19 protein-coding genes are annotated in these 24,734 nt (G+C 67.3%); 16 read left to right on the top strand and 3 right to left on the bottom strand.

Features of this window, described 5'->3' with window-relative positions:
* Positions 1 to 27 precede the first annotated feature (27 nt).
* The gene (gene tssJ / locus KZ686_RS10785; RefSeq protein WP_149318942.1) at positions 28 to 657 is read right to left on the bottom strand and encodes a type VI secretion system lipoprotein TssJ; all 630 of its coding nucleotides are present in this window, start codon (positions 655 to 657) and stop codon (positions 28 to 30) included.
* A 300-nt stretch (positions 658 to 957) separates the two neighbouring features.
* On the opposite strand from tssJ, the gene KZ686_RS10790 reads away from it, so the two are divergent.
* The 13 genes from KZ686_RS10790 (at position 958) to KZ686_RS10850 (ending at position 19,150) form a co-directional block, all read left to right on the top strand.
* Positions 958 to 1,599, top strand: a complete 642-nt coding sequence (locus KZ686_RS10790) for an outer membrane protein assembly factor BamD (RefSeq protein ID WP_265633456.1) — start codon at positions 958 to 960, stop codon at positions 1,597 to 1,599.
* Positions 1,600 to 1,686: 87 nt separating this feature from the next.
* The gene (gene tssB / locus KZ686_RS10795) at positions 1,687 to 2,208 is read left to right on the top strand and encodes a type VI secretion system contractile sheath small subunit (RefSeq protein WP_149318826.1); all 522 of its coding nucleotides are present in this window, start codon (positions 1,687 to 1,689) and stop codon (positions 2,206 to 2,208) included.
* On the top strand, positions 2,201 to 3,688 hold the full coding sequence (tssC, locus tag KZ686_RS10800) for a type VI secretion system contractile sheath large subunit (protein WP_149318825.1): 1,488 nt from the start codon (positions 2,201 to 2,203) through the stop codon (positions 3,686 to 3,688). The genes tssB and tssC overlap by 8 nt, the downstream gene beginning before the upstream one ends.
* 99 nt (positions 3,689 to 3,787) lie before the next feature.
* Entirely contained in the window at positions 3,788 to 4,291 is a 504-nt protein-coding gene (locus KZ686_RS10805; protein ID WP_006577978.1) for an Hcp family type VI secretion system effector, read from the top strand.
* 98 nt (positions 4,292 to 4,389) lie between these two features.
* Positions 4,390 to 4,863 (top strand): type VI secretion system baseplate subunit TssE, encoded by a 474-nt coding sequence (gene tssE / locus KZ686_RS10810; RefSeq protein ID WP_149318824.1) that lies wholly within the window; start codon positions 4,390 to 4,392, stop codon positions 4,861 to 4,863.
* A 128-nt stretch (positions 4,864 to 4,991) separates the two neighbouring features.
* Complete coding sequence (gene tssF / locus KZ686_RS10815) at positions 4,992 to 6,845, top strand: type VI secretion system baseplate subunit TssF (protein WP_265632363.1); 1,854 nt, start codon at positions 4,992 to 4,994, stop codon at positions 6,843 to 6,845.
* Positions 6,809 to 8,047 (top strand): type VI secretion system baseplate subunit TssG, encoded by a 1,239-nt coding sequence (tssG, locus tag KZ686_RS10820; protein WP_265632364.1) that lies wholly within the window; start codon positions 6,809 to 6,811, stop codon positions 8,045 to 8,047. The genes tssF and tssG overlap by 37 nt, the downstream gene beginning before the upstream one ends.
* Positions 8,048 to 8,067: 20 nt before the next feature.
* Positions 8,068 to 10,836 carry a type VI secretion system ATPase TssH gene (tssH, locus tag KZ686_RS10825; protein WP_265632365.1) on the top strand — a complete coding sequence of 923 codons (2,769 nt, stop codon included), beginning with the start codon at positions 8,068 to 8,070 and terminating at the stop codon, positions 10,834 to 10,836.
* Between the two features lie 46 nt (positions 10,837 to 10,882).
* Positions 10,883 to 13,726 carry a type VI secretion system Vgr family protein gene (locus tag KZ686_RS10830; RefSeq protein ID WP_265632366.1) on the top strand — a complete coding sequence of 948 codons (2,844 nt, stop codon included), beginning with the start codon at positions 10,883 to 10,885 and terminating at the stop codon, positions 13,724 to 13,726.
* A complete protein-coding gene (locus KZ686_RS10835; protein ID WP_226106470.1) occupies positions 13,726 to 14,601 on the top strand; it encodes a DUF4123 domain-containing protein in 876 nt (291 codons plus the stop codon). Before KZ686_RS10830 ends, KZ686_RS10835 begins: the two co-directional genes overlap by 1 nt.
* Entirely contained in the window at positions 14,598 to 17,324 is a 2,727-nt protein-coding gene (locus tag KZ686_RS10840) for a T6SS effector BTH_I2691 family protein (protein WP_265632368.1), read from the top strand. Before KZ686_RS10835 ends, KZ686_RS10840 begins: the two co-directional genes overlap by 4 nt.
* Before the next feature lies 1 nt (position 17,325).
* On the top strand, positions 17,326 to 18,258 hold the full coding sequence (locus tag KZ686_RS10845; protein WP_265632369.1) for a DUF6708 domain-containing protein: 933 nt from the start codon (positions 17,326 to 17,328) through the stop codon (positions 18,256 to 18,258).
* Positions 18,218 to 19,150, top strand: a complete 933-nt coding sequence (locus KZ686_RS10850; RefSeq protein ID WP_265632370.1) for an energy transducer TonB — start codon at positions 18,218 to 18,220, stop codon at positions 19,148 to 19,150. Before KZ686_RS10845 ends, KZ686_RS10850 begins: the two co-directional genes overlap by 41 nt.
* Positions 19,151 to 19,311: 161 nt before the next feature.
* Here the strand turns inward: KZ686_RS10850 and KZ686_RS10855 are convergent, their stop codons facing one another.
* A complete protein-coding gene (locus tag KZ686_RS10855; protein WP_265632371.1) occupies positions 19,312 to 20,226 on the bottom strand; it encodes a LysR family transcriptional regulator in 915 nt (304 codons plus the stop codon).
* A 151-nt stretch (positions 20,227 to 20,377) separates the two neighbouring features.
* On the opposite strand from KZ686_RS10855, the gene KZ686_RS10860 reads away from it, so the two are divergent.
* From KZ686_RS10860 to KZ686_RS10870, 3 genes are all read left to right on the top strand, one after another.
* A complete protein-coding gene (locus KZ686_RS10860) occupies positions 20,378 to 21,790 on the top strand; it encodes a nucleobase:cation symporter-2 family protein (protein ID WP_265632372.1) in 1,413 nt (470 codons plus the stop codon).
* A gap of 71 nt (positions 21,791 to 21,861) precedes the next feature.
* Positions 21,862 to 22,392: a nucleoside deaminase gene (locus tag KZ686_RS10865; RefSeq protein WP_265632373.1), complete on the top strand. Its 531-nt coding sequence runs from the start codon at positions 21,862 to 21,864 to the stop codon at positions 22,390 to 22,392.
* 58 nt (positions 22,393 to 22,450) lie between these two features.
* Entirely contained in the window at positions 22,451 to 22,834 is a 384-nt protein-coding gene (locus tag KZ686_RS10870) for a hypothetical protein (protein ID WP_265632374.1), read from the top strand.
* Between the two features lie 188 nt (positions 22,835 to 23,022).
* Here the strand turns inward: KZ686_RS10870 and KZ686_RS10875 are convergent, their stop codons facing one another.
* Positions 23,023 to 24,048: a DMT family transporter gene (locus KZ686_RS10875; protein ID WP_265632376.1), complete on the bottom strand. Its 1,026-nt coding sequence runs from the start codon at positions 24,046 to 24,048 to the stop codon at positions 23,023 to 23,025.
* Positions 24,049 to 24,734: the final 686 nt, after the last annotated feature.

Raw genomic sequence — 24,734 nt, forward strand, 5'->3', positions numbered from 1 at the left:
CAATGGGTCGCCATCATCGCTGCAATCTCACGCCCGGCAACTGGTCGGCGACAGCAGGTTCAACGAGGACCGCGGCACGCCATCGGTGGGCGTCAGCGGTTCGCCCGCCGTCAGCGTCATGGCGCAGGCATGCAGGCCGATCGTGATACCGGACTTCTCTCCCTTTGCTGCATCGAAAGCGAATTTCCAGCGCTGCGGCGCCGGGCTGCGGAACAAGGCGACCACCCCGATCGCACCCGCTTCGCGCGAGACTTTCTCCATCACGTCATAACGCTGTCCCGGAATGAGCGTGATTTCGCGAACATTGACCAATTCGGAGCCGAGCACCTGTTTTTCCCGCGCCGGATCGACAAAGGCGTCGAAGGGCGCCTGCATAAAGGCGGTCGATTCCTTTAAGGTGTAAACCCGCACTACCAATGCCGCCGCACGATTGTCATTGGCCGCATTCAGGTTATTGCCGGCATAAAGCCGCAATGGTACCTGCCGCGGCGGCTTTTGCGCATCCGGTACGTTGGTAGGCTTGATTCCCAGCGCCTCCAGCGCTCCACCGGCCGCGCCGGCCAGCACTTGGGTACCAACGGAGCATGACGCCAGCGTGACGACCGCCAGCCCGGCCAGCACTGTCCGTGGATTTATAAAGAATTGTAAAAAAGTCATACAAATCGGATTCTTCTTATTGGCCTGTGCTATGGGGCGCGCGACCCTGATGCCTGGCTGCGGCGTTATGAAATGGCTTGCACAACGGTGCATTGCCGCATGAAAACCAGAGTTCAGTTTCATTTAATTTACGGTTTGGAACCTACCCTCGGTATGGTTGTCAGCGGCGACGCGCAGAGTGTACTATTGCGCGCCGATTGGGCCAATATCGCTTACCAATCTATTACTCCGCTTTGTTTTATTCATTGCGGACGGCATCGAACAATACGTCAACAACAAAGCCACGCGACGGTCAGAGCCATGATCCCTTTTCGCTTTTCACGATTTTTTGCAATTGCCATTGGTGCCGCCGCATTGTTTTCCGGTTGCGCCTCCACGGGAAGCACCACGGGTCCGCAATCGGAGGAGGCATTCGCGCAAAGCATGGCGCAGGCCGAGGCGGCATTGAAGGGCGGCCAGCGTGAGCAGGCGGTGAGCCTGTACGAAGAGATCGCGAAGACGAATCCCGCGCGTCAGGAGCCGTGGTCCCAGATCGCGCAGATCCAGTACGCCGACGAGAAGTATCCGCAGGCGATCCTGGCCGCCGAAGAGGCGCTGCAGCGCGACGGCAACGATCGCAAGGCCAAGAGCATTCTCGCCGTCAGCGGCCTGCGCGTGGCGCGCCGCTCGGTGATGGAATTGCGCGACGACAGCGCGCTCGCCGGCGACGTTCGCACCGACGCGCAGGTCCTGGCCAAGATGCTGCGCGAAACGCTGGGCGAGCAGGTGCTGTTCCCCGAGGAAAAGGCGAAGCCGCCGGTGCGCAAGCGTCCGGTCGCCCGTCCGGCGCCGCGCGCCAAGGCAGCACCGGCCGAGCAGGCTGCTCCGGCCGCGCCGGCTGCCGCGCCGGCCGCCGCCAATGCCGGCGGCGGTTCCGCCGATCCGTTCGGCGCGCTGCGCTGAGCGACAGCTGAGCGACAGTCGGGCGACCCCGTCCCAAACGTCCCGACTTCCCGACAAACACACGACCGGAACAACCGGAGAATCCGCATGGCCAAGAAGGAAAGCGTGCAAAAGCGTCTGCAGAAGGTGCGTCCGCCCCGGGTGCAGCTCACCTATGACGTCGAGAAGGGCGACGCCATCGAGCAGAAGGAATTGCCCTTCGTCGTCGGCGTGGTGGCGGACCTGTCCGGCCAGTCCGAAGTCGCGCTGCCGAAGTTGCGCGACCGCAAGTTCGTCAATATCGATCGGGACAATTTCGACGACGTGATGTCGGCGGTCGAGCCGCGCGCGGCCTTCCAGGTGCCCAACAAGCTGTCCGAGGACGGCGGCAAGTTCGGCGTCGACCTGAAGTTCCGCTCGCTCGACGACTTCAGCCCGGAAGCGGTGGTCGACCAGATCGAGCCGCTGCGCAAGCTGCTCGAGGCCCGTTCGAAGCTGGCCGACCTGCGCAACAAGCTTGCCGGCAACGACAAGCTCGAAGATCTGCTTAGCGAAGTGCTGACCAATACCGAGAAGCTGCAGCAGCTCGGCCATGGCGGCAATGAACCGAAGGGTGGTCAGGATGCCTGAGACGCAAGCCGCAGTCGCCGCGCAGGCGGCGCCCGTTGCCAATGCCAGCCTGCTCGACGAGATCGTCGAGCAGAGCCGTGTCGCCAAGTCCGACGCCGAACACGCGCGCGCCAAGGACATCATCGGCGAACTGGTCAAGGAAGTGCTGGACGGCACCGTGGTGGTGTCGGACAACCTGTCGGCCACGCTCGATGCCCGCGTGGCGGAGCTGGACCGGCTGATCTCGGCGCAGTTGAGCGCCGTGATGCACGCCCCGGAATTCCAGAAGCTGGAAAGCACCTGGCGCGGCCTGTCGTACCTGGTCAAGGAAACGCAGACCGGCACGATGATCAAGATCAAGGCGCTGAACGCGACCAAGCGCGACCTGGTGCGCGACTTCAAGACCGCGATCGATTTCGACCAGAGCGCGCTGTTCAAGAAAGTCTACGAGGAAGAGTTCGGCACCTTCGGCGGCGCACCGTTCGGCGCGCTGATCGGCGACTATGAAATCACGCGCCAGCCGGAAGACATCTACTTCATCGAGCAGATGTCGCACGTCGCCTCGGCCGCGCACGCGCCGTTCATCGCCTCGGCGTCGCCGGAGCTGTTCGGCCTGGAGTCGTTCGCCGACCTGGGCAAGCCGCGCGACCTGGCCAAGGTGTTCGATACGGTCGAATACGCCAAGTGGAAGTCGTTCCGCGAATCCGAGGATTCGCGCTATGTCGGCCTGACGATGCCGCGCTTCCTGGGCCGCCTGCCGTACAACCCGAAGGACGGCACCACGGTCGAGGGCTTCAACTTCGTCGAGGACGTCGACGGCACCGACCACAGCAAGTACCTGTGGTGCAACGCCGCCTGGGCCTTCGGCGCGCGCCTGACCGCCGCGTTCGAGGACTTCGGCTGGTGCGCGGCGATCCGCGGCGTCGAGGGTGGCGGCCTGGTGGAAGACCTGCCGACCCACACCTTCAAGACCGACGACGGCGAGATCGCGCTCAAGTGCCCGACCGAGATCGCGATCACCGACCGCCGCGAGAAGGAGCTCAGCGACCTGGGCTTCATCCCGCTGGTCCATTGCAAGAATTCCGACTACGCGGCCTTCTTCGCCGCGCAATCGGTGCAGAAGCCGAAGAAGTACAACACAGACAGCGCCAATGCCAACGCGGTGCTGTCGGCCCAGCTGCAGTACATCTTCTCGGTCTCGCGTGTCGCCCATTACCTGAAGGCGATGATGCGCGACAAGATCGGCAGCTTCGCTTCGGCCCAGAACGTCGAAAGTTTCCTGAACCGCTGGATCTCGCAATACGTTCTGCTGGACGACAACGCCAGCCAGGAACAGAAGGCGCAGTTCCCGCTGCGCGAAGCGTCGATCCAGGTTTCCGAAATTCCGGGCAAGCCCGGCGCTTACCGTTCGGTAGCCTTCCTGCGCCCGCATTTCCAGCTCGACGAGCTGTCGATTTCGCTGCGCCTGGTCGCCGACCTGCCGCAGGCCGCCAACTCGTAACCGGTTGCCGTCGGGCGCCGACGTTCGTGCCGGCGTCCGGCGGTCGAGGCAGCAGTACTTACCAGGCGAAAACAAAGCCACTATCTCAACGAGGGTCTCATGAAGGATATCTACGTCAAGTTCGGTAATCCCGCCATCAAGGGTGAATCCCAGGACAAGGACCACAAGGACTGGATCGAAGTCCTCAGCTGGGAGCACAACATCAAGCAGCCGCGTTCGGCGACCGCTTCGACCGCGGGCGGTCACACGGCCGAGCGCTGCGAGCACGGCGAAATGATCTTTACCAAGGACATGGACGTGGTGAGCCCGCTGCTGTATCAGCACGCGTCTGGCGGCACGACCTTCGACGAGGTCACGATCGACTTCATGCGCGCCGACGGCGAAGGCAAGCGCGTCAAGTATCTGGAAATCAAGCTGAAGAACGCGATCCTGGGCGCGGTGGATGCGAAGGTCGCGGCCGAAGGGCTGCCGACCGACAAGTTCTCGCTGAAGTACGCCGCGGTGCAGTGGAAGTACACCCAGCAGAAGATCGGCGGCAATCAGGGCGGCAACTCGCAGGGCGCCTGGAGCCTGACCAAGAACGACAAGACCTACTCGGTCTGATGCCGTTCCTGGTCAGCCGATGATCGGTTGATGCGGATGCCGGCATCCTGGCGATTCGGCGCGACAACGCGCCCGTTGCCGGGGTGCCGGCGCTTGCCATGAAAGGTTTCGAACCGAGTCTGCTCGACAAGCTGTTCGACGACGAGCCCCACGCGCCGCTGCCCACCGCGATGCGGCAGCTGACGCTGGAGGAGCTGAAGTCGACGGTCGCGCGCGACATCGAGGCGCTGCTCAATACGCGCATCGTGATCGACGAAGCGCAGTTGGGCGGCCTGCCGGAGTGCAAGCGTTCGCTGCTGACGTACGGGCTCAACGATTTCGCCGGGCTCAGTCTGGCCAGCTACTACGACCGCAATTACATCTGCCAGTCGCTGACCAAGGCAATCGAGCGCCACGAACCGCGGCTGCGCAATGTCACCGTGTCGCTGGATGTCAGCGAGCGCAACACCAATGCGTTGTGCTTCGGCATTACCGCCATGCTGCTGGTCGGGCCGGCGCGGGAGCCGGTCAGTTTCGATGCCTTGCTGCAGCCGTCGACGCTGCAGTACTCGGTGACACGCGGACGAACCTGACAGGGCGGGCACGCGCATGGCCGGGACATTGACGGGCTCGACGCCCTAGTTCATGCCCGCGTTCATGCCAGCCTCCATGCCCGAGCCGATCCCATCCGCCACCGCCACGCACCGACCGCCGAGCAGCCATGGAAGAGCTACTGCCTTACTACGAGCGTGAACTGGCGTATCTGCGCCGGTATTCGCGCGACTTCGCCGAGCGATATCCCAAGATCGCCGGGCGGCTCGCCATGTCGGCCGACGGTTGCGACGATCCGCACGTCGAGCGGATGGTCGAGTCCTTCGCCTTCCTGACGGCGCGCATCAGCAAGAAGCTCGACGACGATTACCCGGAACTGACCGAAGCGCTGCTGGAGGTCATGTATCCGCATTACCTGCGGCCGTTTCCGTCCTGCTCGATCGCGCATTTCGATGTCCGTGGCGCGGCCGCGCAGTTGTCCGCGCCGATGACGGTGCCGCGCGGCACGATGCTGAGCACCCGCCCGGTCAACCGGGTCGAATGCCGCTTCCGTACTGCCTACGACGTGACGTTCGCCCCGGTCCGCATCGCCGAGGCCAGCTATCGGGGCGCGGCGGTGGCCCCGGCTGCCACCGTGTTGCCCAAGGGCGCGACCGGGGCGCTGACGATTTCGCTCGAATACCAGGGCGAGCGGGGCGGCTTCGACACGCTGGCGCTCGATACGCTGCGCGTCTATCTGGACGGCGAGCCGTCCTTCGTCGCCGCGCTCGGCGACGCGCTGTTCCTGCATACCGCGGCGGCGTATCTGGAGGGCCCGCGGCCCGGCGTCTGGCAGCGGCTGTCCGGCGTGCCGCTGCGCGAGGTAGGCTTTGCCGCCGACGAGGCGCTGATCGAGACGCCGGCGCGCTCGCATCCGGCCTATCGCTTGCTCAGCGAGCATTTCGCCTTCGCCGAGAAATTCAATTTCGTCGACATCGACCTGGCGGCGCTGCGCCGTGCGCTGGGGGCGGCGGGCGGCAACACCCGACGCCTGCAGCTGCATCTGGTGATGACGGACATCCGCAGCGACTCGCACACCGCGCGCCTGCTGGAGAGCCTGCAGGCCGAGCATCTGCGGCTGCATTGCACGCCGGTGGTCAACCTGTTCGCGCAGAAGGCCGATCCGATCCGCATCGAACATACGGCCAGCGCCTATCCGGTGGTGGCCGACGGCCGCCGTGCGCACGGCTACGACATCTATTCGATCGACCGCGTCCATCTGGTGCGCGAGACCGCCAACGGCAACGACGTGATCGAGTTCCGGCCGTTCTATTCGCTGCATCACGCCGACGATCCGAACCGCGCGGGCCACTTCTGGCTGGCGCGCCGCGACGAGCTGGTGGCGCGCCGCAGCCCGGGCTACGAGACCGAGATCTCGATCGTCGACCTGGATTTCGATCCGGCGCAGCCGCAGACCGATACGCTGAGCATTGACGTCACCTGCACCAATCGCGATCTGCCGGCCAGCCTGTCGTTCGGCCATGCCGACGGCGACCTGACCATGGAAGGCACGTCGATCGCGCGGCAGATCACGTTCCTGCGCAAGCCGACGCCGTCGCTGCGGCTGCCGGGCGGCCGCGCGGCGCAATGGCGCCTGATCTCGCTGCTGGCGCTGAACCACCTGTCGCTGGTGCAGGACGGCCTGCCGGCGCTCAAGGAGATGCTGCGGCTGCACGACCTGGCCCGCAGCGGCATCTCGGCGCGCCAGATCGAGGGCATCGTCGGCCTGGACTATCAGCCCAGCACGCAATGGCTGGCGGGCAAGCCGTTTGCAACGTTCGTGCGCGGCCTGCAGGTCCGCCTGACGCTGGACGAGGAAGCTTTCGTCGGCACCGGTATGCACCGCTTCATCCGCGTGATGGACCATTTCTTCGGCCTTTACGTCCATCTGAACAGCTTTGTGCAGCTCGTCGCCGTCTCGCGCCGCACCGGCAAGGAATTGATCCAATGCGCTCCCCGAAGCGGCGAATCGATCCTGGTGTGATACGCCGGCTGCTGCGGCAGCCGTATCGCTTCCAGTTCTTCCAGGCAGTGCGGCTGCTGCAGATCCAGTTCGCGCGTCAGGGCAGGGCGCAGGGCGGTGCCAATGGCGGCATGCATGGCGTGGCGACCGGCACAGCGAACGGCTCGGCGAACGGCTCGGCGAACGGCGTGGCGAATCGCGCAAACGGCGCGGCGTACGGCGCCGCGAACGGCAATGCCGTCGCCCGTGTCGCCGACACCCCCGAACACCAGCTCGCCACGCGCGTGCGCTTTCCGAATGCGCTGTCGCTGTCGTTTCCCGCCAGCGAGATCGTGCAGATCGAGGCCGGCGGCATCGCGCAGCAGGCGCTCGACAGCGACGCGGCCTTCGCCGAGGCGATCGCCGAGCGTCCGCTCGACGATGTCGCCGTGACGCCGGCCTTCTTCGGCATGCTGGGCGGGCAGGGCGCGCTGCCGCTGCATTACACCGAAGTGGTGGCCGAGCGCGAAACCCTGCGCCGCGACGGCGCCGCGCGCGCCTTCTTCGATATCTTCTCGAACCGCGCCGCCGCCCTGTTCTATCTGGCGTGGAAGAAGTACCGGCTGCCGTTCCAGCACGAGGTCGACCGCACGCGCCACTACCTGCCGCTGCTGCTGTCGCTGGCCGGCGTCGCTGATGGGGGCGTCCGCCGCGGCCTGCGCGAGACGCCGGGGACCATCCACGACGAGGCGATCGCCGGCTATGCGACCGCGGTGCGCCATCGGCCGATGTCGGCGTCGTATCTGCAGCAGGTGCTGTCCGATTATTTCCGCGTGCCGGTCCGCGTCGAGCAGTTCGTCGGCGGCTGGTATCGGGTGCCGCCATCGCAGTGGTCGCGCCTGGGCGGCGTCAACAACGTGCTCGGTGCCACCGCGCTGGCCGGGCAGCGCGTCTGGCAGCGCGACCTGCGGGTGCGCGTGTGGATCGGTCCGCTGGCGCGCGAGCAGTACCGCGCCTTCCTGCCCGGCGCCGAGGGCGCGCTGGCGCTGCGCAAGATGCTGACCGTGCTGGGCGGCGCCACGCTCGAATATGAAGTCAAGCCGATCCTGCGCCGGCAGGACGTGACCGGGTCCCGGCTCGGCGCCGCGGGCAGCGGCCACGTCGGCTGGGACACCTGCCTCGTTTCGCGTCCCGCCACGCAGGATCGCAGCGACGCGCATTACACGCTGTCGCCCATTCATTGATAGACCGGAGCCGAGCCATCATGGCCACCCCCTTGAAGACGCTGATCGCCAAGCTCAATGCCACCAGCCGGCAGGCCGCCGAACGGGCCGCCTCGCTGTGCATGGCGCGCGGCCACTATGAGGTCGACCTGGAGCATCTGTTCCTGGCGCTGCTGGAGAATCCGCGCAGCGACGTGTCGGTCGCGGCGCGGGCCAGCGGCATCGATCCTGCCGCGTTGCAGAGCGACCTCGACAGGGAGCTCGGCCGCTTCCAGACCGGCAATGGCCGCACGCCGGCGTTCTCGCCTTGGCTGCCCAAGCTGTTCGAGCATGCCTGGCTGATCGCCTCGCTGGATTCGCAGACCACGCGCATCCGCTCGGGCCATCTGCTGCTGGCGCTGCTGACCGAGCCGAGCCTGGCGCCGCTGGCCGAGCGCGGCTCCCGGCGCTTTGGCCAATTCCCGGTCGAACGCCTCAAGCATGAACTGGCCGCATTGACCAAGGGCTCGGAAGAGGCCGAGCAGGCGGTGGCCTTCGCGGACGCGGGCGCCGCGCCGGCCGAGGAGCCTTCCGGGCAGGGCGCGCTGTCGAAGACCCCGGCGCTCGACCAGTACACCGTCGACCTGACCGCGGCGGCGCGCGACGGCCGCATCGATCCGGTGATCGGCCGCGACGCCGAGATCCGCCAGATGATCGACATCCTGATGCGCCGCCGCCAGAACAACCCGATCCTGACCGGCGAGGCGGGGGTCGGCAAGACCGCGGTGGTCGAAGGGCTGGCATTGCGCATTGCCGCCGACGACGTGCCGCCGCCGCTGCGCGGCGTCGCGCTGCGCACGCTGGACATGGGCCTGCTGCAGGCCGGCGCCAGCGTCAAGGGCGAGTTCGAGAACCGGCTGCGCAACGTGATCGACGAGGTCAAGCGCAGCCCGCAGCCGATCATCCTGTTCATCGACGAGGCCCACACGATCATCGGCGCGGGCGGGCAGGCCGGCCAGAACGACGCGGCCAATCTGCTGAAGCCGGCGCTGGCGCGCGGCGAACTGCGCACGATCGCGGCGACGACCTGGGCCGAATACAAGAAGTACTTCGAGAAGGATGCCGCGCTGGCGCGGCGCTTCCAGGTCGTCAAGGTCGAGGAACCGGACGAGGCGCTGGCCTCGGCCATGCTGCGCGGCATGGTCGGCCTGATGGAGCGGCACTTCGACGTGCGTGTGCTGGACGAAGCGATCACCGAGGCGGTGCGGCTGTCGCACCGCTATATCAGCGGCCGGCAGTTGCCGGACAAGGCCGTCAGCGTGCTCGACACCGCCTGCGCCAAGGTGGCGCTCGCGCAGAGCGCGACGCCCGCCGAGATCGAGCAGGACCAGAAGGCGCTGGAGCGCCTGACCGTCGAGATCGGCGCGCTGCAACGCGAGCTGTCGACCGGCGGACAGCACCAGGCGCGGCTGGCCGAGTTGCAGAAGCAGGAGCAGGCGCTGCGCGAGCGCATTGCCGCCGGCAACGAACGGCTCGCACGCGAGCGTGAGCTGGTCGAGCGGATCGTCGCACTGCTGCGTTCGCGCGACGCGCGTGCGGGCGATGCGGCCGCGGTCGGCAACACCGGCGCCGACACCGTCGACACCGCAGCCGAGGAAGCCGAACCGGTGGCCGCCAACAGCGATATCGCGCCCGCCGGCCGCCGCCGCAAGGCCGCCACGCCGGCCGCCAACCCGGCCGCGCGCATCGACGAACTGTCGCGTCTGAAGGACGAACTGCGCCAACTGCAGGGCGAAAAGCCGCTGGTGCCGATCCAGGTCGACGGCCAGGTCGTGTCCGAGATCGTCTCGGCCTGGACCGGCATTCCGCTGGGCCGCATGGTCAAGGACGAGCTGCATACGGTGATGAACCTGAAGCCGCTGCTGGAGGAACGCGTGGTCGGCCAGCCGCACGCGCTCGAAGCGGTGGCGCAGCGCGTGCGTACCGCAGCGGCCAATCTGGAAGACCCGCACAAGCCGCGCGGGGTGTTCCTGTTCGTCGGCCCGTCCGGCGTGGGCAAGACCGAGACCGCGCTGGCGCTGGCCGACATCCTGTACGGCGGCGAGCGCAAGCTGATCACCATCAATATGAGCGAGTACCAGGAGGCCCACAGCGTGTCGGGGCTCAAGGGCTCGCCGCCCGGCTATGTCGGCTATGGCGAGGGCGGCGTGCTGACTGAGGCGGTGCGCCGCAACCCGTACAGCGTGGTGCTGCTCGACGAAATCGAGAAGGCGCATCCGGACGTGCTCGAGATGTTCTTCCAGGTCTTCGACAAGGGCTGGATGGAGGACGCCGAGGGCCGGACCATCGACTTCCGCAACACCATCATCATCCTGACCTCGAACGCGGGCTCGGCCTCGATCATGCAGGCGTGCCTGAACAAGTCCGCCGAGGAACTGCCGGATGCCGACGCGCTGACCGAGGCGCTGCGCCCGACGCTGTACAAGACCTTCAAGCCCGCCTTTATCGGCCGGACCAAGGTGGTGCCGTACTACCCGATCAGCGACGACACGCTGGTCGAGATCATCGAGCTGAAGCTGCGGCGCATCGGCGAGCGCGTGCAGCAGAACCACCGCGCGGCGTTCGAATGGGATGCGGCCGTGACCGAGGCCGTGCTGCAGCGCTGCACCGAAGTCGATACCGGCGCGCGCGCGGTCGACCATATCCTGAACGGCACGCTGCTGCCGGAGATCGCGCAGTCGGTGCTGGCGAAGATGGCGCAGGGCGAGGCGATCCAGAAGATCAAGGTGGGCGTCAACAAGAACGGCGGCTTCCGCTACAAGGTCAATTGAAATCAATTGAAATCAATTGACTCCGTCACTCACAGTCGAGGCAGCGATGGGCGTACTGACCGATATGGCGCATGAATTGGCGGCGCAACTGCGCGCCGCCTTCCGCCAGCACGACCGGCTGCTGCGGCTCGCCACGCCGCTGGGCGAGGACGTGCTGCTTGCCGAGCGTCTGCTCGCGCGCGAACAGCTCGATGGCGGCGGCTTCCGCATCGAGTTGTCGGCGCTGTCGGACGACGCCAGGCTGGACCCGGCCGCCTTGCTGGGGCAGCCGGTCCGCATCGATCTGCTGACGCAGCTCAGCCGCGACAAGCCGCGCGCGTTGCACGGGCATGTAACGGTGTTCGAGCGCGTCGGCGCCAATGGCGGCCTGGCGCGCTACCGGCTCGTGATCGAACCGTGGCTGGCCTTCCTGCGGCATCGGCGCGACAGCTTCCTGTTCCAGGACATGTCGGTGATCGAGATCGTCGACAGCGTGCTCGGCGACTACCGCGGGCAGGGCAAGCTGGTGCCGGAATGGCGCTGGGCGGTGGCCGACACCGCGGTCTATCCGAAGCGCAGCGTGGTGACGCAGTACGACGAGTCGGATTTCGACTTTGTGACGCGGCTGCTGGCCGAGGAAGGGCTGTTCTACTACTTCGAGCACGAGGCGGCCGACGGCGATGCCCTCGGCGTGCATCGGATGGTGATCGCCGATCGCAACGACGTCTTCAAGGACAACGCCCAGGCCAGCATCCGCTTCGGCCGCGCCGATGCCACCGCCTCGGAGGACGTGATCACCGAATGGCAGGGTGAGCGGCAATGGCAGACCAATGCGGTCGAACTGGCGACCTGGGACTATCGCACCGCCTCGCTGCGCAGCGCGACGCTGAGCACGCACCATGACAATGGCGAACAGGCCAGCCCGCTGACCGACACCGACTACGTCGGCCAGTACGCCTTCGAGGATGCCGAGCAGGCGCAGCGCATCTCGCGCATCGCGATGGAATCGCTCGAGGTCCGCAACAAGGCCTTCCATGGCGGCGGCACCGTCCGCACGCTGGCGCCGGCCACCACGTTCTCGCTGCTGGACCACTACGAGCACGATGGCGACGAGGAAGACGGCCGCCGCTTCGTGGTGCTGTCGGTCACGCACGAGGCGCGCAACAACTTCAACGAGGGTTTCGGCCAGGCCCTGCTGGCGCTGACAGGTCTCGCCCCCGCCGGGAACAACGACACGCTGCCGCTGTACCGCAACCGCTTCACCGCCGTGCGCGCCAGCGTGCCTTACCGGCCCGCGCTGCGCGGCGACGACGGCCGCCTGCTGCATCCGCGGCCGACCGTGCGCGGCAGCCAGACCGCGCTGGTCGTGGGCGACGGCGGGCCGATCCATACCGACCGCGATCACCGCATCAAGGTCCAGTTCCATTGGCAGCGCGGCGGGCGTTCGTCCAGCCGGCAATCCCACCCGGCCGGCGACGACAACGCCCGCGCCGAGTCGGCGCTGGGTTGCTGGCTGCGCGTCGCCACGCCGGTGGCCGGCGACAACTGGGGCGGTGTCGCGCTGCCGCGCGTCGGCCAGGAAGTGGTGGTGGAGTTCGTCAATGGCGATATCGACCGCCCGGTGGTCGTCGGCGCGGCCTACAACGGCGCCGGCGAGACCGACGCGCAGATCAACAAGCAACAAGCCGGCGCCGCGAACGCGACCGGCAACGCGCCGGCGTGGTTCGCCGGCGAGGGCAAGAACGACAAGGCGCACGCGCACAACGCCGTGCTGTCCGGTATCAAGACACAGGCGCTGTCCGCCAGCCAGACCGGCAACGGCGGCTACAACCAGCTGGTGTTCGACGACACCGAGGGCCAGAGCCGCACGCTGTTGTCGACCACGCAGGCCGCGACGTCGCTGACGCTCGGCCACCACCTGTTCCAGCGCGACAACGCCCGCGAGGCCGATCTGGGCCACGGCGCGGCGCTTGCCACCGACGCCTCCGGCAGCGTCCGCGCCGGTTCCGGCCTGCTGATCGCCGCCGAGGACCGCAGCGTCACGCAACCGCTGCTGCAGAGCGAGCAGGCCGCGACGCAGGTGGAAGAGAGCCTGGAGCTCGCCCGCACGCTGGCACAGCAGGCGGCCAAGCAGAAGGCCGCGCTGCCAGGCGAGCCGGCCACCGATACGCTGCCGGCGCTCGAATCGCTGAAGCACAGCGCTGAAGTGTTGCGGACCGAGGCGAAGGCAGAGGATGGCGGTTCGGCGATCGCCTACAGCGAGCCGCATCTGGTTGTGTCGGGCCCGAAGGGCGTGGCGCTGTCGACGCCGGCCGATGCGGTACTGGTTGCTGGCACCAATGCGACGCTGGTGGCGGGGGAGCATGTCAATCTGGCGGCCGGAGGCAACCTGGCCGTCGCGGTGGCCGATGGCTTGAGCCTGTTTACCGACGGGCAGGGCGGATCGGCGGGATCTGGTTCCGGGGCGGGCGCCGGATCGGGCTCGGTATTGGGCTCCGGATCGGGCTCCGCATCGAGTGGCCAGCGAACGCAGGCCGCGCAGAAGGGCGGCGACGCCAATGGCATGGCCCTGCACGCCGCCACCGGCAAGGTCGAAGTCGCCAGCCTGACCGGCGCCAGCCGCTACGCCGCCGAGCGCACCGTGACGATCGCCTCGACGCAGGCCAATGTCACGGTCGAGGGCAAGCAGCACGTGCTGCTGAACGCCGCCGGGGCGCAGATTCGCGTGCTGGGCGGGAAGATCGAACTGCACGCGCCGGGCAAGGTGGAGTTCAAGGGGGCGGGGCATCGGTTTGTCGGACCGGGCGGCGGCGAGGCGAGCAATTCGCTGGCCAAGGGCGACCTGGGGCTGTGCGAGTTCAAGACGCGCGGCGCGGAAGCCGCCGGCGATGCGCTGGTGCCGTTGGGCTGATGGCGATGTTCGATCTGCATCATCGCTTTCTGGACGATTTCACGCACGTCGTGCTGAGCCCGCTGCAGCTGGGACGGCAGGCCGTGGCGGCGTATCCGGTGACGCCGCTGCTTCCTCGCGGCGTCGACGTGCAGCCGCACCTGATGCCGGCACTGCTGGCGCTGGCGGAGCTGGATCGGCAGGCAAGAATCGGCCTGATCGATGCCGCGTTGCGCTGGCAAGAGGACTACCGGCGCCCGTATTTCAGCGCCTGCCTGGTCAGCGAGCATTCGACCGAACGGCTTGCCCATCACCTCGGTACGGCGCAGCTGCTGAGCGTGCCGGACGGCGGCCGCTTTCTGCTGCGCTTCACCGATCCGCGCGTGATGACGCAATTGCTCGGCATCCTCGACGACGCGCAACTCGAGGCCCTGATGGGGCCGGTGGCGCAGTGGCATTGGGTCGATCCGACGGGACAGCGGCGCCAGCGCCTGTCGAGCCACGATCCCCATCTGCCGCTGCGGGTCCGGGCCAGCCAGATCGGGCCGCTGCGCCGCGTGGGCCTGGTCAACGGCTGCCTGCAAACGCTGGTCAGAAGCGGTTGGCCGTGCACGGACGCCGTTTTGCTGGGCCGCCAGCTGGATGACGCGCTGGTCGAGGCCACGCAAGGGCACGGCTTGCGCGATGAAACGGACCGCCGGCTTTACGCGGTCCAGTGCGTGGCGATGCAAGGCCGCCCGGAGGCGCATCCCGCCCTGAGGGCAGCACTGTCGAGGGCAAAAGCCGGCGAACTGAGCTACGTCGGTGCCTGTGCCGAACTGACCGACGACCCGCTGGGCGTTCCGCCTGCGACCGGGACGCACGACAACGATCGACTATGGGAAAAAGCGACATGAACGCAGCCGCCATCGAGGAAGCGTCCAAATGCCCGTTCTGCGACAAGGAAGGGCTGCCGATCCTGCCCGTCCGGTACGCGATCGGCCGCACCGGCAAGAGCAAGAGCGGCCGGCCGCTGGGGCCGGTGCCGCCGGTGCTGGATCCGCAGTTCGGGGACAAGGTGACGGCCATCCCGTTGCCCGAGGACGTGGCGCGCTACACGCTGCGGCTGCTCCGCGCGGGCTACCTCTACGTCTTCAACGAGAAGCGCGGCCTGTGGTCCGCCTACGTGGTGACGGAGGCCGGCTACCTGTATGAATTCGACTTCAACGACCCGGCGCCGCCGCTGCCCGAGGACATCGAGTTCACCTGCAGCAACAAGCAGGATGCGGTGATCGCGCGTTGCATCACGGTCAAGGACGCCCATGTCGCCGGACCGGTCTGGATGGGCTTCTCGGACGTGATGTGGACCGACGAGGTCAAGAAACGGCACAAGCGCCAGGCCTGGCGCGAAAAGCATATGCGCCGGATCGATATCGACAAATGGCGCGGCGGCGGCGCGGCCTTGCCGCACGTGGCCCCGCTGACGGACGCCAGCAAGCTGGTGGCCGAGTTCCGTGCGGAGGGCGCGACGGTCGAGGAAACGCCCGCGGCCCCCATGTCGGAAAGCCACCCGGACGCGATCACGCTGCCGACCATCGTGGTCAAGGCCTATCCTGCCTTCAGCTTCTCGCCGCACGACTTCAACGCCTGCAAGGAGCAGGAAGCCGATCTGCTCAAATGGGCCGAGGCGGCTGCCAAGCCCTATCGGCCGGCCCTGGCGGCATTGTGGGACCCGGTCGGCATCGCCTCCGAACTCGACCCGCTGATGCACCAGTGCTACGAGGACTTCCTGTACGAAGACCCCGACCGCGCGCGCAAGCTGGCCGTGTCGCAGGCGATCATGTCGATACGCGAGTCGATCGGCAATCATGCCGAACTCGAGGTCATGCGTACAGCCGAGGAGAGCGCCCAGAACGTCGAGATCTACGGAACCGCGGATCCGCACGCGATGCCGATTCCGGGCGGTGCAGGTCCGGAGACCATGGCGGCCGGCAAGATGCTGGCCGAATGGCTGCTCGGGGAACCCGAGAAGGCGCGCAATCGCAGTATCGCTGAGGCCTACCGCGACGTGCCCAAGGCACGCCTGCACCAGGCGCGCAGCAACTCGTGGACCAAGTACGAGACGCGCATGGTGACCGGCGCGAAGCGCTATGACGAGAAGGCGCGCGACGATTTCCAGAAGGCATTCGACCGGGCACTGGACGGGTTCAACAAGAAGACGATCGATCCGCTCGCTAGGGCGCACCGTGCCTGGCTGGAGAGCGAGTCCATGGCCAACGTGTTCGCCTGCAACTACGACGAGACGAATATGCGTAGCGGCGAGGCCTATACCGGCGCGGTCATGCTTTGCATCGGGAACACGCAGGACAAGCCGGTCTGCTTCGAGCTGTACAAGAAATGGCTCGAGGGCAGTCCCGACGACCAGAAGAACCTGATGCTGCGCGCGCTTGGCTTCAATCAGCAGGACGTGCTCGCGGCGGCCGCCAAGGCGTCGTCGAGCGGCGTGGATCCGTGGAACCTGTCCTGGCCTTCGCTGATCAAGGTCTACGACTTTGCCTTCCAGCGCGTGTCGAACCCGGGCACGGCTTCGTGCCTGATCGCCAATTTCATCCTTGGCATCAACGGCCCGTTGGCGTGGGCGCTGAGCAAGGCGACCGCCGATGGTCCCATCAAGGGCATCGCCGTTCTGTTCGGCATGCTGTCCAGGAAGGCGATGGTGCCGCTGCAGGTCCAGGGCGACTACCGGACGTTCCGCCGCGAGCTGATCCGCAAGATCCGCAACCTGAGCGCCGAGGCGGGGCACGATGTGCCGTCGCGCCGGGCCTTGTACGACCCGGTCGAGCTGGAACTGCGGCGCCTCGAGGTGCACGGGCTGCCGATGGAGGGCACGACAAGCAAATCGTTCCTGGTGCTGGTCGATCCCGGTCATCTGAAGAGCATGCCTTCCGGTCTGACCAAGGCGCAGCGTACGGCATGGCTGGCGCGCTCGTTGCGGCTGCCGAACCAGTATGCGCTGATGCGCCTGCCCGGCGCCTGGAAGGGCGTCATCAATACCGATGTGCGCGTCGGCGCGGCCTCATCCGTTCTCGATATCGTCCTGCTGATCAAGCTGTGGAGCGACAGCGACGATTCGATGAACCACAAGGTCGCCGATACCTGGGGGCGCATCCTCGGCGGGGTCGTCGGCGTGGCGGGCGGCATCATCGAGTTGGTGTCGAAGGTCGCCAAGGCGCGCGTCACATTCGGCCTGCAGTTCGGCCGCGCACTGGACGCGTCGCTGGCCAAGATGCTGGAAAGCCTGGGGCGCCGTGCGACCGCGGTCGGCGGCGTCATCATCGCCGTGCTCGACCTGAACCAGGCACGGCTCGAATTCTCGGAGGGCAATGTCGTCGTCGGCGGTCTCTACGTACTGTCGGCGGCGGTGGGCTTGCTGATGGTCTGGGCCGTTTATGTCGGCATGACCGGCTGGGGCATCGTGATTGCCATTGTGATGTTCGTGATCGCGGGGCTGATCGCCTGGCTTGCCGACGACAAGATCCAGGACTGGCTGGAACGCTGCTACTGGGGCAGCCTCAGCGACGAGCGCTACGGGGACGTCGAAGAGGAGATGGAAGAGCTGAAGCTGGCCACGAAGGACTGATATGGATTTCACGGGACTGGTGCGCAAGTATCGCGTCAACCGGCCAGTCGACGACGACGAGCGCGCTCACCGCCTGCGCCAGGAGCAGCGTCTGCAGGTCGAACCGCACGATCAGCTCTGCGTGATCAAGATCAATTCGAGCTATCTGGATTCGGTCGACCGCTACTACGATTCCCGCGGTGCGCTGACGCTGATGGCGCTGGTCGTGATCGCCGTCTGCGTCGGCGGTTTCGTCGCGATGAGCCTGGCCGCGCAGCGGCCGCTGGCGCTGGGCCTGTACACGCCGGGTACCGTCGCCGCCTTCCTCGCGTTCGTGGCCTTCGTGATGGCACCGATCGTGGCGCTGTCGGTATGGATGGCGCGCCGGGAACTCGGGCGCTACACGCACTATCCGATCCGGCTGGATCGGCGCAATCGGATGCTGCATGTGTTCCGGCTGGATGGCAGCATCCTGAGCGTGCGCTGGGACGATGTGTTCTTCACGCTGGGGCGCTGTTCCGGCTCGGTTCAGCCCGTGCGCGATATCCGCGGCCTGGTGCTGGATCGCGACGGCGTCACGGTGCGCGAGCAGTTCGCGTTCTCGTTGTGGGAAGTCGATCCGCAGCGCTTGAAGGCGCACTGGGAATTCCTGCGGCGGTATATGGAAGAGGGGCCGAAGGACGTGATCGAGCGGATCCGGTACTGTGTGCCGATCGACGGGCGGCGCGAGCGCTTTCGCGTCGGCCTGGAACGTGTCTTCGCCAACGACGCCGGTTCCGCGCCGATCTATTGGCTGATGTGGCCGTTCAATCTTCTGCTGGCGTGCAGCCGCGCGCTGGTGATGGCGACTTGCCGAGTGCCGGTCTGGCCCAAGAACATCGAAGAGGCCGCGCCGGTCTCGAAGGACGATCCCTATGTCAAGGATGCAAGCATCAATCCGCGCCATCTGCGCTGATCGCCGGGTCGCGGGCGATTTCGGGGCGTCGCGGCGCGCCGGATGGAAGGCCTCGCTGACGGCTGCGGTGGCCCTGATGGTCGTTGCACGTGTGGCGGGCGCGGCGGACGCCGCGGGTGCCGCGGGTACCGATAGCGCAGCGCTGGAACTGGCCGCCAAGCGCGTCTCCGAAGCCGTCGCCACCGGCGAAGTGATCGCCGCCGCAAGGGGCACGCTGAAGCAGCAAGGCGACAAGGTCGCGCCGCAACGCGCCGCCTGCCTTTCGGCGATGGAGCCGCGCACGGTCGCCAACCGGATCGGCTATCCGCTCGCGGAGGATTTCTCCAGGGAGGAATTCCTTGCCCTGACGCGCTTCCTCGATACCCCGGAAGGCAAGCGCATCCAGCAGGCGCGTGCCGAGCGGCTGGCATCGGGCAATCTCGTGTTCCGGCTGACGCCGGAGGAGTCCGCGGCGGTCGGCAAGGCCTTGCCGGCGCCGCTGGCGGCGAAGTGGTCCGCCGGCGCCGCCACGCAACCGAAGACGCTGCAGGCGGTGCGCAAGGTGTTCGAGGAACAGCAGGCGATCTGCCGCAATGAAGAAACCTCACCGCGTCCCGCGGCGTCCGCGCCGGTTAGCTACCGGGAAGGGCTGCCCCCCAATGTTGGCTGTTCCCAGCCGCGCCTGAGCCTGGTCAGCGAGCTGCCCGACAAACCGGTCTCCGTGACCGTGCGGGTCTGGATCGGCGAGGATGGCTCGGTCGCCCGCACCGCGCTCGAAAAACCGTCGGGCTTTCGGCCGGTCGACAACGCGGCGCGCCGGGCGATGAACGGCATGCGTTGTTCGGCTCGGGGTAGCGGGACCTTGGTGCCGTTTACGACGACGCAGTCGTTTGTAGTTCGCGCTGGCGGGTAACGGCGGGTAGGCCGGGCATGGAAGGCAGCGCGGGTCAGGGGTAGCGCAAATACGGCGGGCAGCGCGGGTCAGGGGTAGCGCGGATACGGTGGGCAGCGCGGATCAGGAGTAGCGCCAATACGGCGCGCAAGCGCGCGTCGCACTACCAATGACGGCGCCGACTACAACGTTGTCCTCTTCCCCTCCCGGTCCACCTCGAACACCTTGTGCTCGCCCAGCCGGCGCTTCAGCCACAGCCCGGCCTTGCCCAGTACGTGCGCCTTGGCCCAGATCAGATCCACGCCGACCAGCCAGTCGGTGTACGGATAGGCGGTCAGCGGCAGCTCCACCAATTCACCTGATCCCAGTTCCGAAAGGATCAGTTGCCGCGGCAGCGTGGTCCAGCCCAGGCCCGTGCGCGCGAGTTCGAGCAGCGCCGCGTAGCTTTCCGCCTGCCAGCAGCGCGTCGCGTCGAGGTATTCGCTGCTGGGCAGCTTGTGGTTGTGGCCGCTGAACACCAGGCGCCGGTGCGCGCGCAGGTCGGCGAAGTCGACACGCTTCAGCTTCGAAAGAGGATGGTCGCGGTGCGCGACGTGCGACAGGATCACTTTGCCCATCTGCGTGAAGCCCAGATCGCGCGGATAGGCGGGCTGCGAGAACGCGATGCCCAGGTCCGCTTCGCCGCGCGCGAGCAGTTCGGCCACGTCGCCATGCAGCGGATGGCGAATCTGCAGGTCGACGTGCGGAAAGCGTTCGGCGAAGTCCCGTAGCGGCGGCATCAAGGTCGAGTAGGGGACCTCGATCGCCAGCGTCAGCGCCGGTTCGACGCGTTCGCCCAGCTCGTTGGCATGCGCCTCCAGCTGCAGGCAGCGCTCCAGCACCAGTTCGGCTTCGTTGCGCAGCTTTTCTCCGGCCGCTGTCAGCGTCGACGCCTTGCCGCCGCGTTCGAACAGTACCAGGCCGAGGTCGGCCTCCAGATTGGCGATCGCGGTGCTGACCGCGGACTGCGTCTTGCGCAACTGCCGGGCCGCGGCCGAGAACGAGCCGGTGCTGGCCACCAGGGTGAACATTTCCAGCTGATCGAGCGAATAGCGCATCGCGGCCTGGACTCCTGCCTGTCAGAAAACTGCCTATCAAAAAAATCGATGGCTGCCGATTTGGCCCGCCGCGCAAACCCGCCGGATTATGGCGCACCGATCCGGCCGGCGCAAAAAGCGCGGGACCACAGACCAGACGGAGGAGACCACGATGAATTCGCAGCAGCAGGCGCACTCGGACCCGATGCAGCAGAACCCCGCCGCGCACCCGGCCAAGGAGCCGGCCGTCCACCCGGTCGATCAACGATTGCCATTGCGCCAGCTGGCCAGCTTCGGCCTGCAGCACGTGCTGGTGATGTACGCGGGCGCCGTCGCGGTGCCTTTGATCCTCGGCAGCGCGCTCGGCCTGACCCAGCAGCAGATGGTCACGCTGATCAACGCCAATCTGCTGACCTCGGGCATTGCGACGCTGATCCAGACGCTGGGCTTCTGGCGCTTTGGCGCGCGCCTGCCGCTGATCCAGGGTTGTTCCTTTATCGCGATCGCGCCGATGATTCTGATCGGCCAGCAATACGGGCTCAGCCACGTGTTCGGCGCGGTGATCGCCGCCGGCGCGCTGACCATCGCGATTGCGCCGCTGTTCAGCCGGCTGCTGCGCTGGTTTCCGCCGGTGGTAATCGGCAGCCTGATCGTGATCATCGGTGTCACGCTGATGCCTGCCGCGGCGATCTGGCTGGGAGGCGGCAATCCCGATGCGCCGGACTTCGGCGCGACGCCGAATCTGTTGCTGGGCCTGGCGACGATCGCCATCACGCTGTTCGTCTACGCGCGCTTCTCCGGCTTTATCGGCAATCTGTCGGTGCTGATCGGCCTGCTGGCGGGCACCGCGATCGCGATGGCCTGCGGCATGACGAGCTTCGACGCGGTCGGGCGCGCCGCCTGGTTCGAAATCAGTCCGCCGTTCGCGTTCGGCGCCCCGTCGTTCGCCCCGATGCCGACGCTGGTGATGCTGCTGGCGATGCTCGTGATCATGGCCGAGACCACCGGCAATGTGCTGGCGATCGGCACCATCGTCGGCCGTCCCTCGACCCAGTGCACGCTGGGCGATGCCTTCCGCGCCGATGGGCTGTCGACCATGCTGGGCGGCGTCTTCAACAGCTTTCCCTATAACGCGTTCACGCAGAACACGGGGCTGATCGCGCTTTCGAACGTCAAGAGCCGCTATGTGGTGGCATCGGCGGGCGCCATCATGGTGCTGATGGGCCTGTTCCCGAAGCTTGGCGCGCTGATTGCTTCGGTACCGCGGCCGGTGCTGGGCGGCTGCGCGATCGTGATGTTCGGCATGACGACGGTGGCCGGCATCCAGGAGCTGTCGCGCGTGAAGTTCGACGGCACGCGCAACGCGATCATCGTCGCGGTATCCGTCAGCGTGGGCGTGCTGCCGATGTCGCTGCCGGCGCTGTTCGAGCGCGTCGAAGGGCCGCTGAAGTTGGTGCTCGACAGTGGCATCTTCCTCGGGGCGATCACGGCCGTGCTGCTGAACCTGCTGCTCAATCGCGGGACTTCGCAAGCGGCGGCACTCGACAGCGAGCATGCCGACGCCGTCGCCACCACCCAGCCTTGATCCCAACGCGGCCATGCCGGCCGCCATCGCATCGCGCCACCAGGGCGCCCACTTCGCAGGAGAATCGTCCGATGCCAGCCATCGACACCCAGACCCACACCCATGGCCACATCACCACGGACAAGCTGACCGAGCTCGATCTTCGGCTGCTGCGCCAGTCGATCGCGCTGGCCGAGGAATCGAAGCAGAACGGCCGCCATCCCTTCGCGGCCATCGTGGCGGACGAGCACGGCAATATCGTCGCCTCGGCGGGCAACAACTCGATGCCGCCGCAGGGCGATCCGACCCAGCATGCGGAGCTGGCCGCGGCGGCGCTGGCCGCCAGGCGCCTGAGCCCCGAACAACTGGCCCGCTGCACGCTGTACACCAGCGCCGAGCCCTGCTGCATGTGCGCCGGCGCGATCTACTGGTGCAATATCGGCCGCGTCGTCTATGCGCTGTCGGAGCACACGCTGTTGGGGCTGACCGGCGACCATCCGGAGAATCCGACCTTCTCGCTGCCATGCCGCGAGGTGTTCGTGCGGGGGCAGCGCCATATCGAGGTGCACGGACCGATGCTGGAAGAGGAGGCCGCGCGCTCCCATACTGGGTTCTGGAAGTAAGGCGGGGCAGGGGCCTCGCGCTTGCGACTGTTTGTCACCGTAGTCGGCGGGAGGCACCATGCCGGAACAACTGACCAAGCATCCGGACGTCACCTTGCAGGTGTTGCGCAGCGCCGGCGCGCGCTGCGGCACGGGCGAGACTCCACAGATCCTGAAAAGCTGTCCGGCCGAGCGCTTCTGCCAGCTGCCCGGCGGCGAGATCTGCGTGTTCGGGCTGCCCGATGCGGCCCGCATGACGCAGATCACGAAGGCCGACTGGCAGGCGCTGACCGCCACGATGGCCGGCGTGACGCCCACCGCCGCCCCGGGCGCCCCCGGTGCGCCTGGGACACCGGCCATCGTGCCGCCGACAGCGGCGTCATGGCTATGGATCGTGACCGCCCTCGTCATCGGCGTGGTGCTCGGCGCCGTGCTGTCGCGCCGGCGCCGGCCGCCGCCGTAAGCCGGCGCCGGTCACCGCGCTGAGCCGTGCCGCCCACCGCCCTGAGCCGGCGCTGGGGACGGCGCTGGGACGGCGCTGGGACGGCGTCTTGGGTGCCAGTTGGGACGGCGTTCAAGCGCCGTTCAGACATCGTTCAGAGGTCATGCAGGCGTCGTTCAGACGGCGACGGAGACGGCGCAGGGCACGAATCAGCCCCCCGGCCTGTTGCGAAACACCAGCGCCAGCCCGAGCAGGATCGTGACCATGCCGCCCAGCGCCAGCGGCGCCAGCCGGTTGCCCAGGATCAGATAGTCGAGCACCGCGGTGCCGGCCGGCACCAGGTAGAACAGGCTGGTCACATTGACCAGATTGCCGCCCTGGATCATCCGGTACAGCAGCAGCGTCGCGCCGATCGAGATCACCAGCGCCATCCAGCCGAGCGGCAGCAGCAGCGCGGGCGTCAGCGAGACGTGGATCGGCTCGAACGGCAGCAGCGCCAGGCACATCAGCAGCGCGATGCCGTATTGCAACGGCATCACGTCGATCGGCGCCTGCCGGATGCCTTTCTGCACGATGGTGCCGGCCGTCATCGTGGCCAGCGCGGTCAGCGCATAGAGCATGCCGGCCACGGGCGTGCCGGCGATGCCGATGCCCTGGTAGACCACCATCACCAGCCCCGCCAGCGCCAGCATCAGCCCGACCAGCCGCAGCGGCGAGAAGCGGCGCTCGGTCAGCAGCAGCGTCAGGATGGGTTGGGCGCCGAGCAGCGTGGCGAGCATGCCGGGCGTGACGCCGCGGTCCAGCGCCAGCAGATAGCAGATCGAATAGCAGCCGGTCAGCAGCAGCCCGACCATCGCGACCCGCGCGCGCTGCCCGGGCTCGGGCAGCCAGCGGCGCCGCCATGCGGCGATCGCCAGCAGCACGCCGAAGGCCAGCACGAAGCGCAGCGTCAGGAAGGCAAAGGCCGAGGCATAGGCCAGGCCCCATTTGGCGACGATCGCGCCGCTGCTCCACAGCAGCACGAATAGCGCGGTGGAGCCGTGGGCGGCCCAGGCATCCGGCAGCCTGACGCGCGAGCGCAGCGACGGTCGGGAGGAGGAGGGTCGGGAGGAGGTCAGCCGCGACGAGCTCGGTCGGGACGAGCTCAGTCGGGACGAGAGCGCCGACGACAGCGCCGACAAGGACAGCAGGGACAAGGTCGATCGCGCCGCGTGCGCGAATCTTTGGAAATTCATCGGTTTCACCTGTCATTGGGTGTGACGGGCTTCGGTCGACCGTGGGCGAACGCCGGCGGCGAATGCGAGCCGGGCATCGTCGAGATGCGCGGCATCGAGCAGGCAGCAAAGGCGTTCGCGCGCGCCGGGCGCGCACGGTCAGACGGAAGACTGGGGGTCGGCTGAGATCAGCCGAGGACGGCCGCGGGCGGCGGCGCTGCCGCTGCGACGACGGCGCGCGGCGGCGGTGCAACACCGGCCACGACAGCGCGCGGCGGTGCTACGCCAGCCACGACGGCAGCGGGCGGCGACCCGACAGCGGCCGGCGGCGACCAGACAGGAGAAACAGGGGGAGGTGCCGACGCGCGCGTGCCACCGGCCAGAAAGACCGGATCGGCAATCGAGGAAGCGCGGCGTACAGGCGTCATGGAACCCAAATGGAACCGAAGGGGGTGGAAAACCGTCACACGACCGTCATGGGACGGCCGGTGCGCCGGCGGCGGGTAGCATCGACTATCAATCGACTATCAATCGACGAACCGTCGATGAACATCGAATGCCGTCCGCGGCACGACTCGCGCTAGCGTACACGCTCTATGATGTGCTGACAACCCGCCCGCGCTTGCGCCCGGACCGGTGCGCCGGTCCGGTACAATGCGCGCCCCGCGGGCACATGCCTGCGCGCATGTCTGACATCTGGCATTGGA

Source organism: Cupriavidus cauae (assembly GCF_026210475.1).
Lineage (GTDB): Bacteria > Pseudomonadota > Gammaproteobacteria > Burkholderiales > Burkholderiaceae > Cupriavidus > Cupriavidus cauae.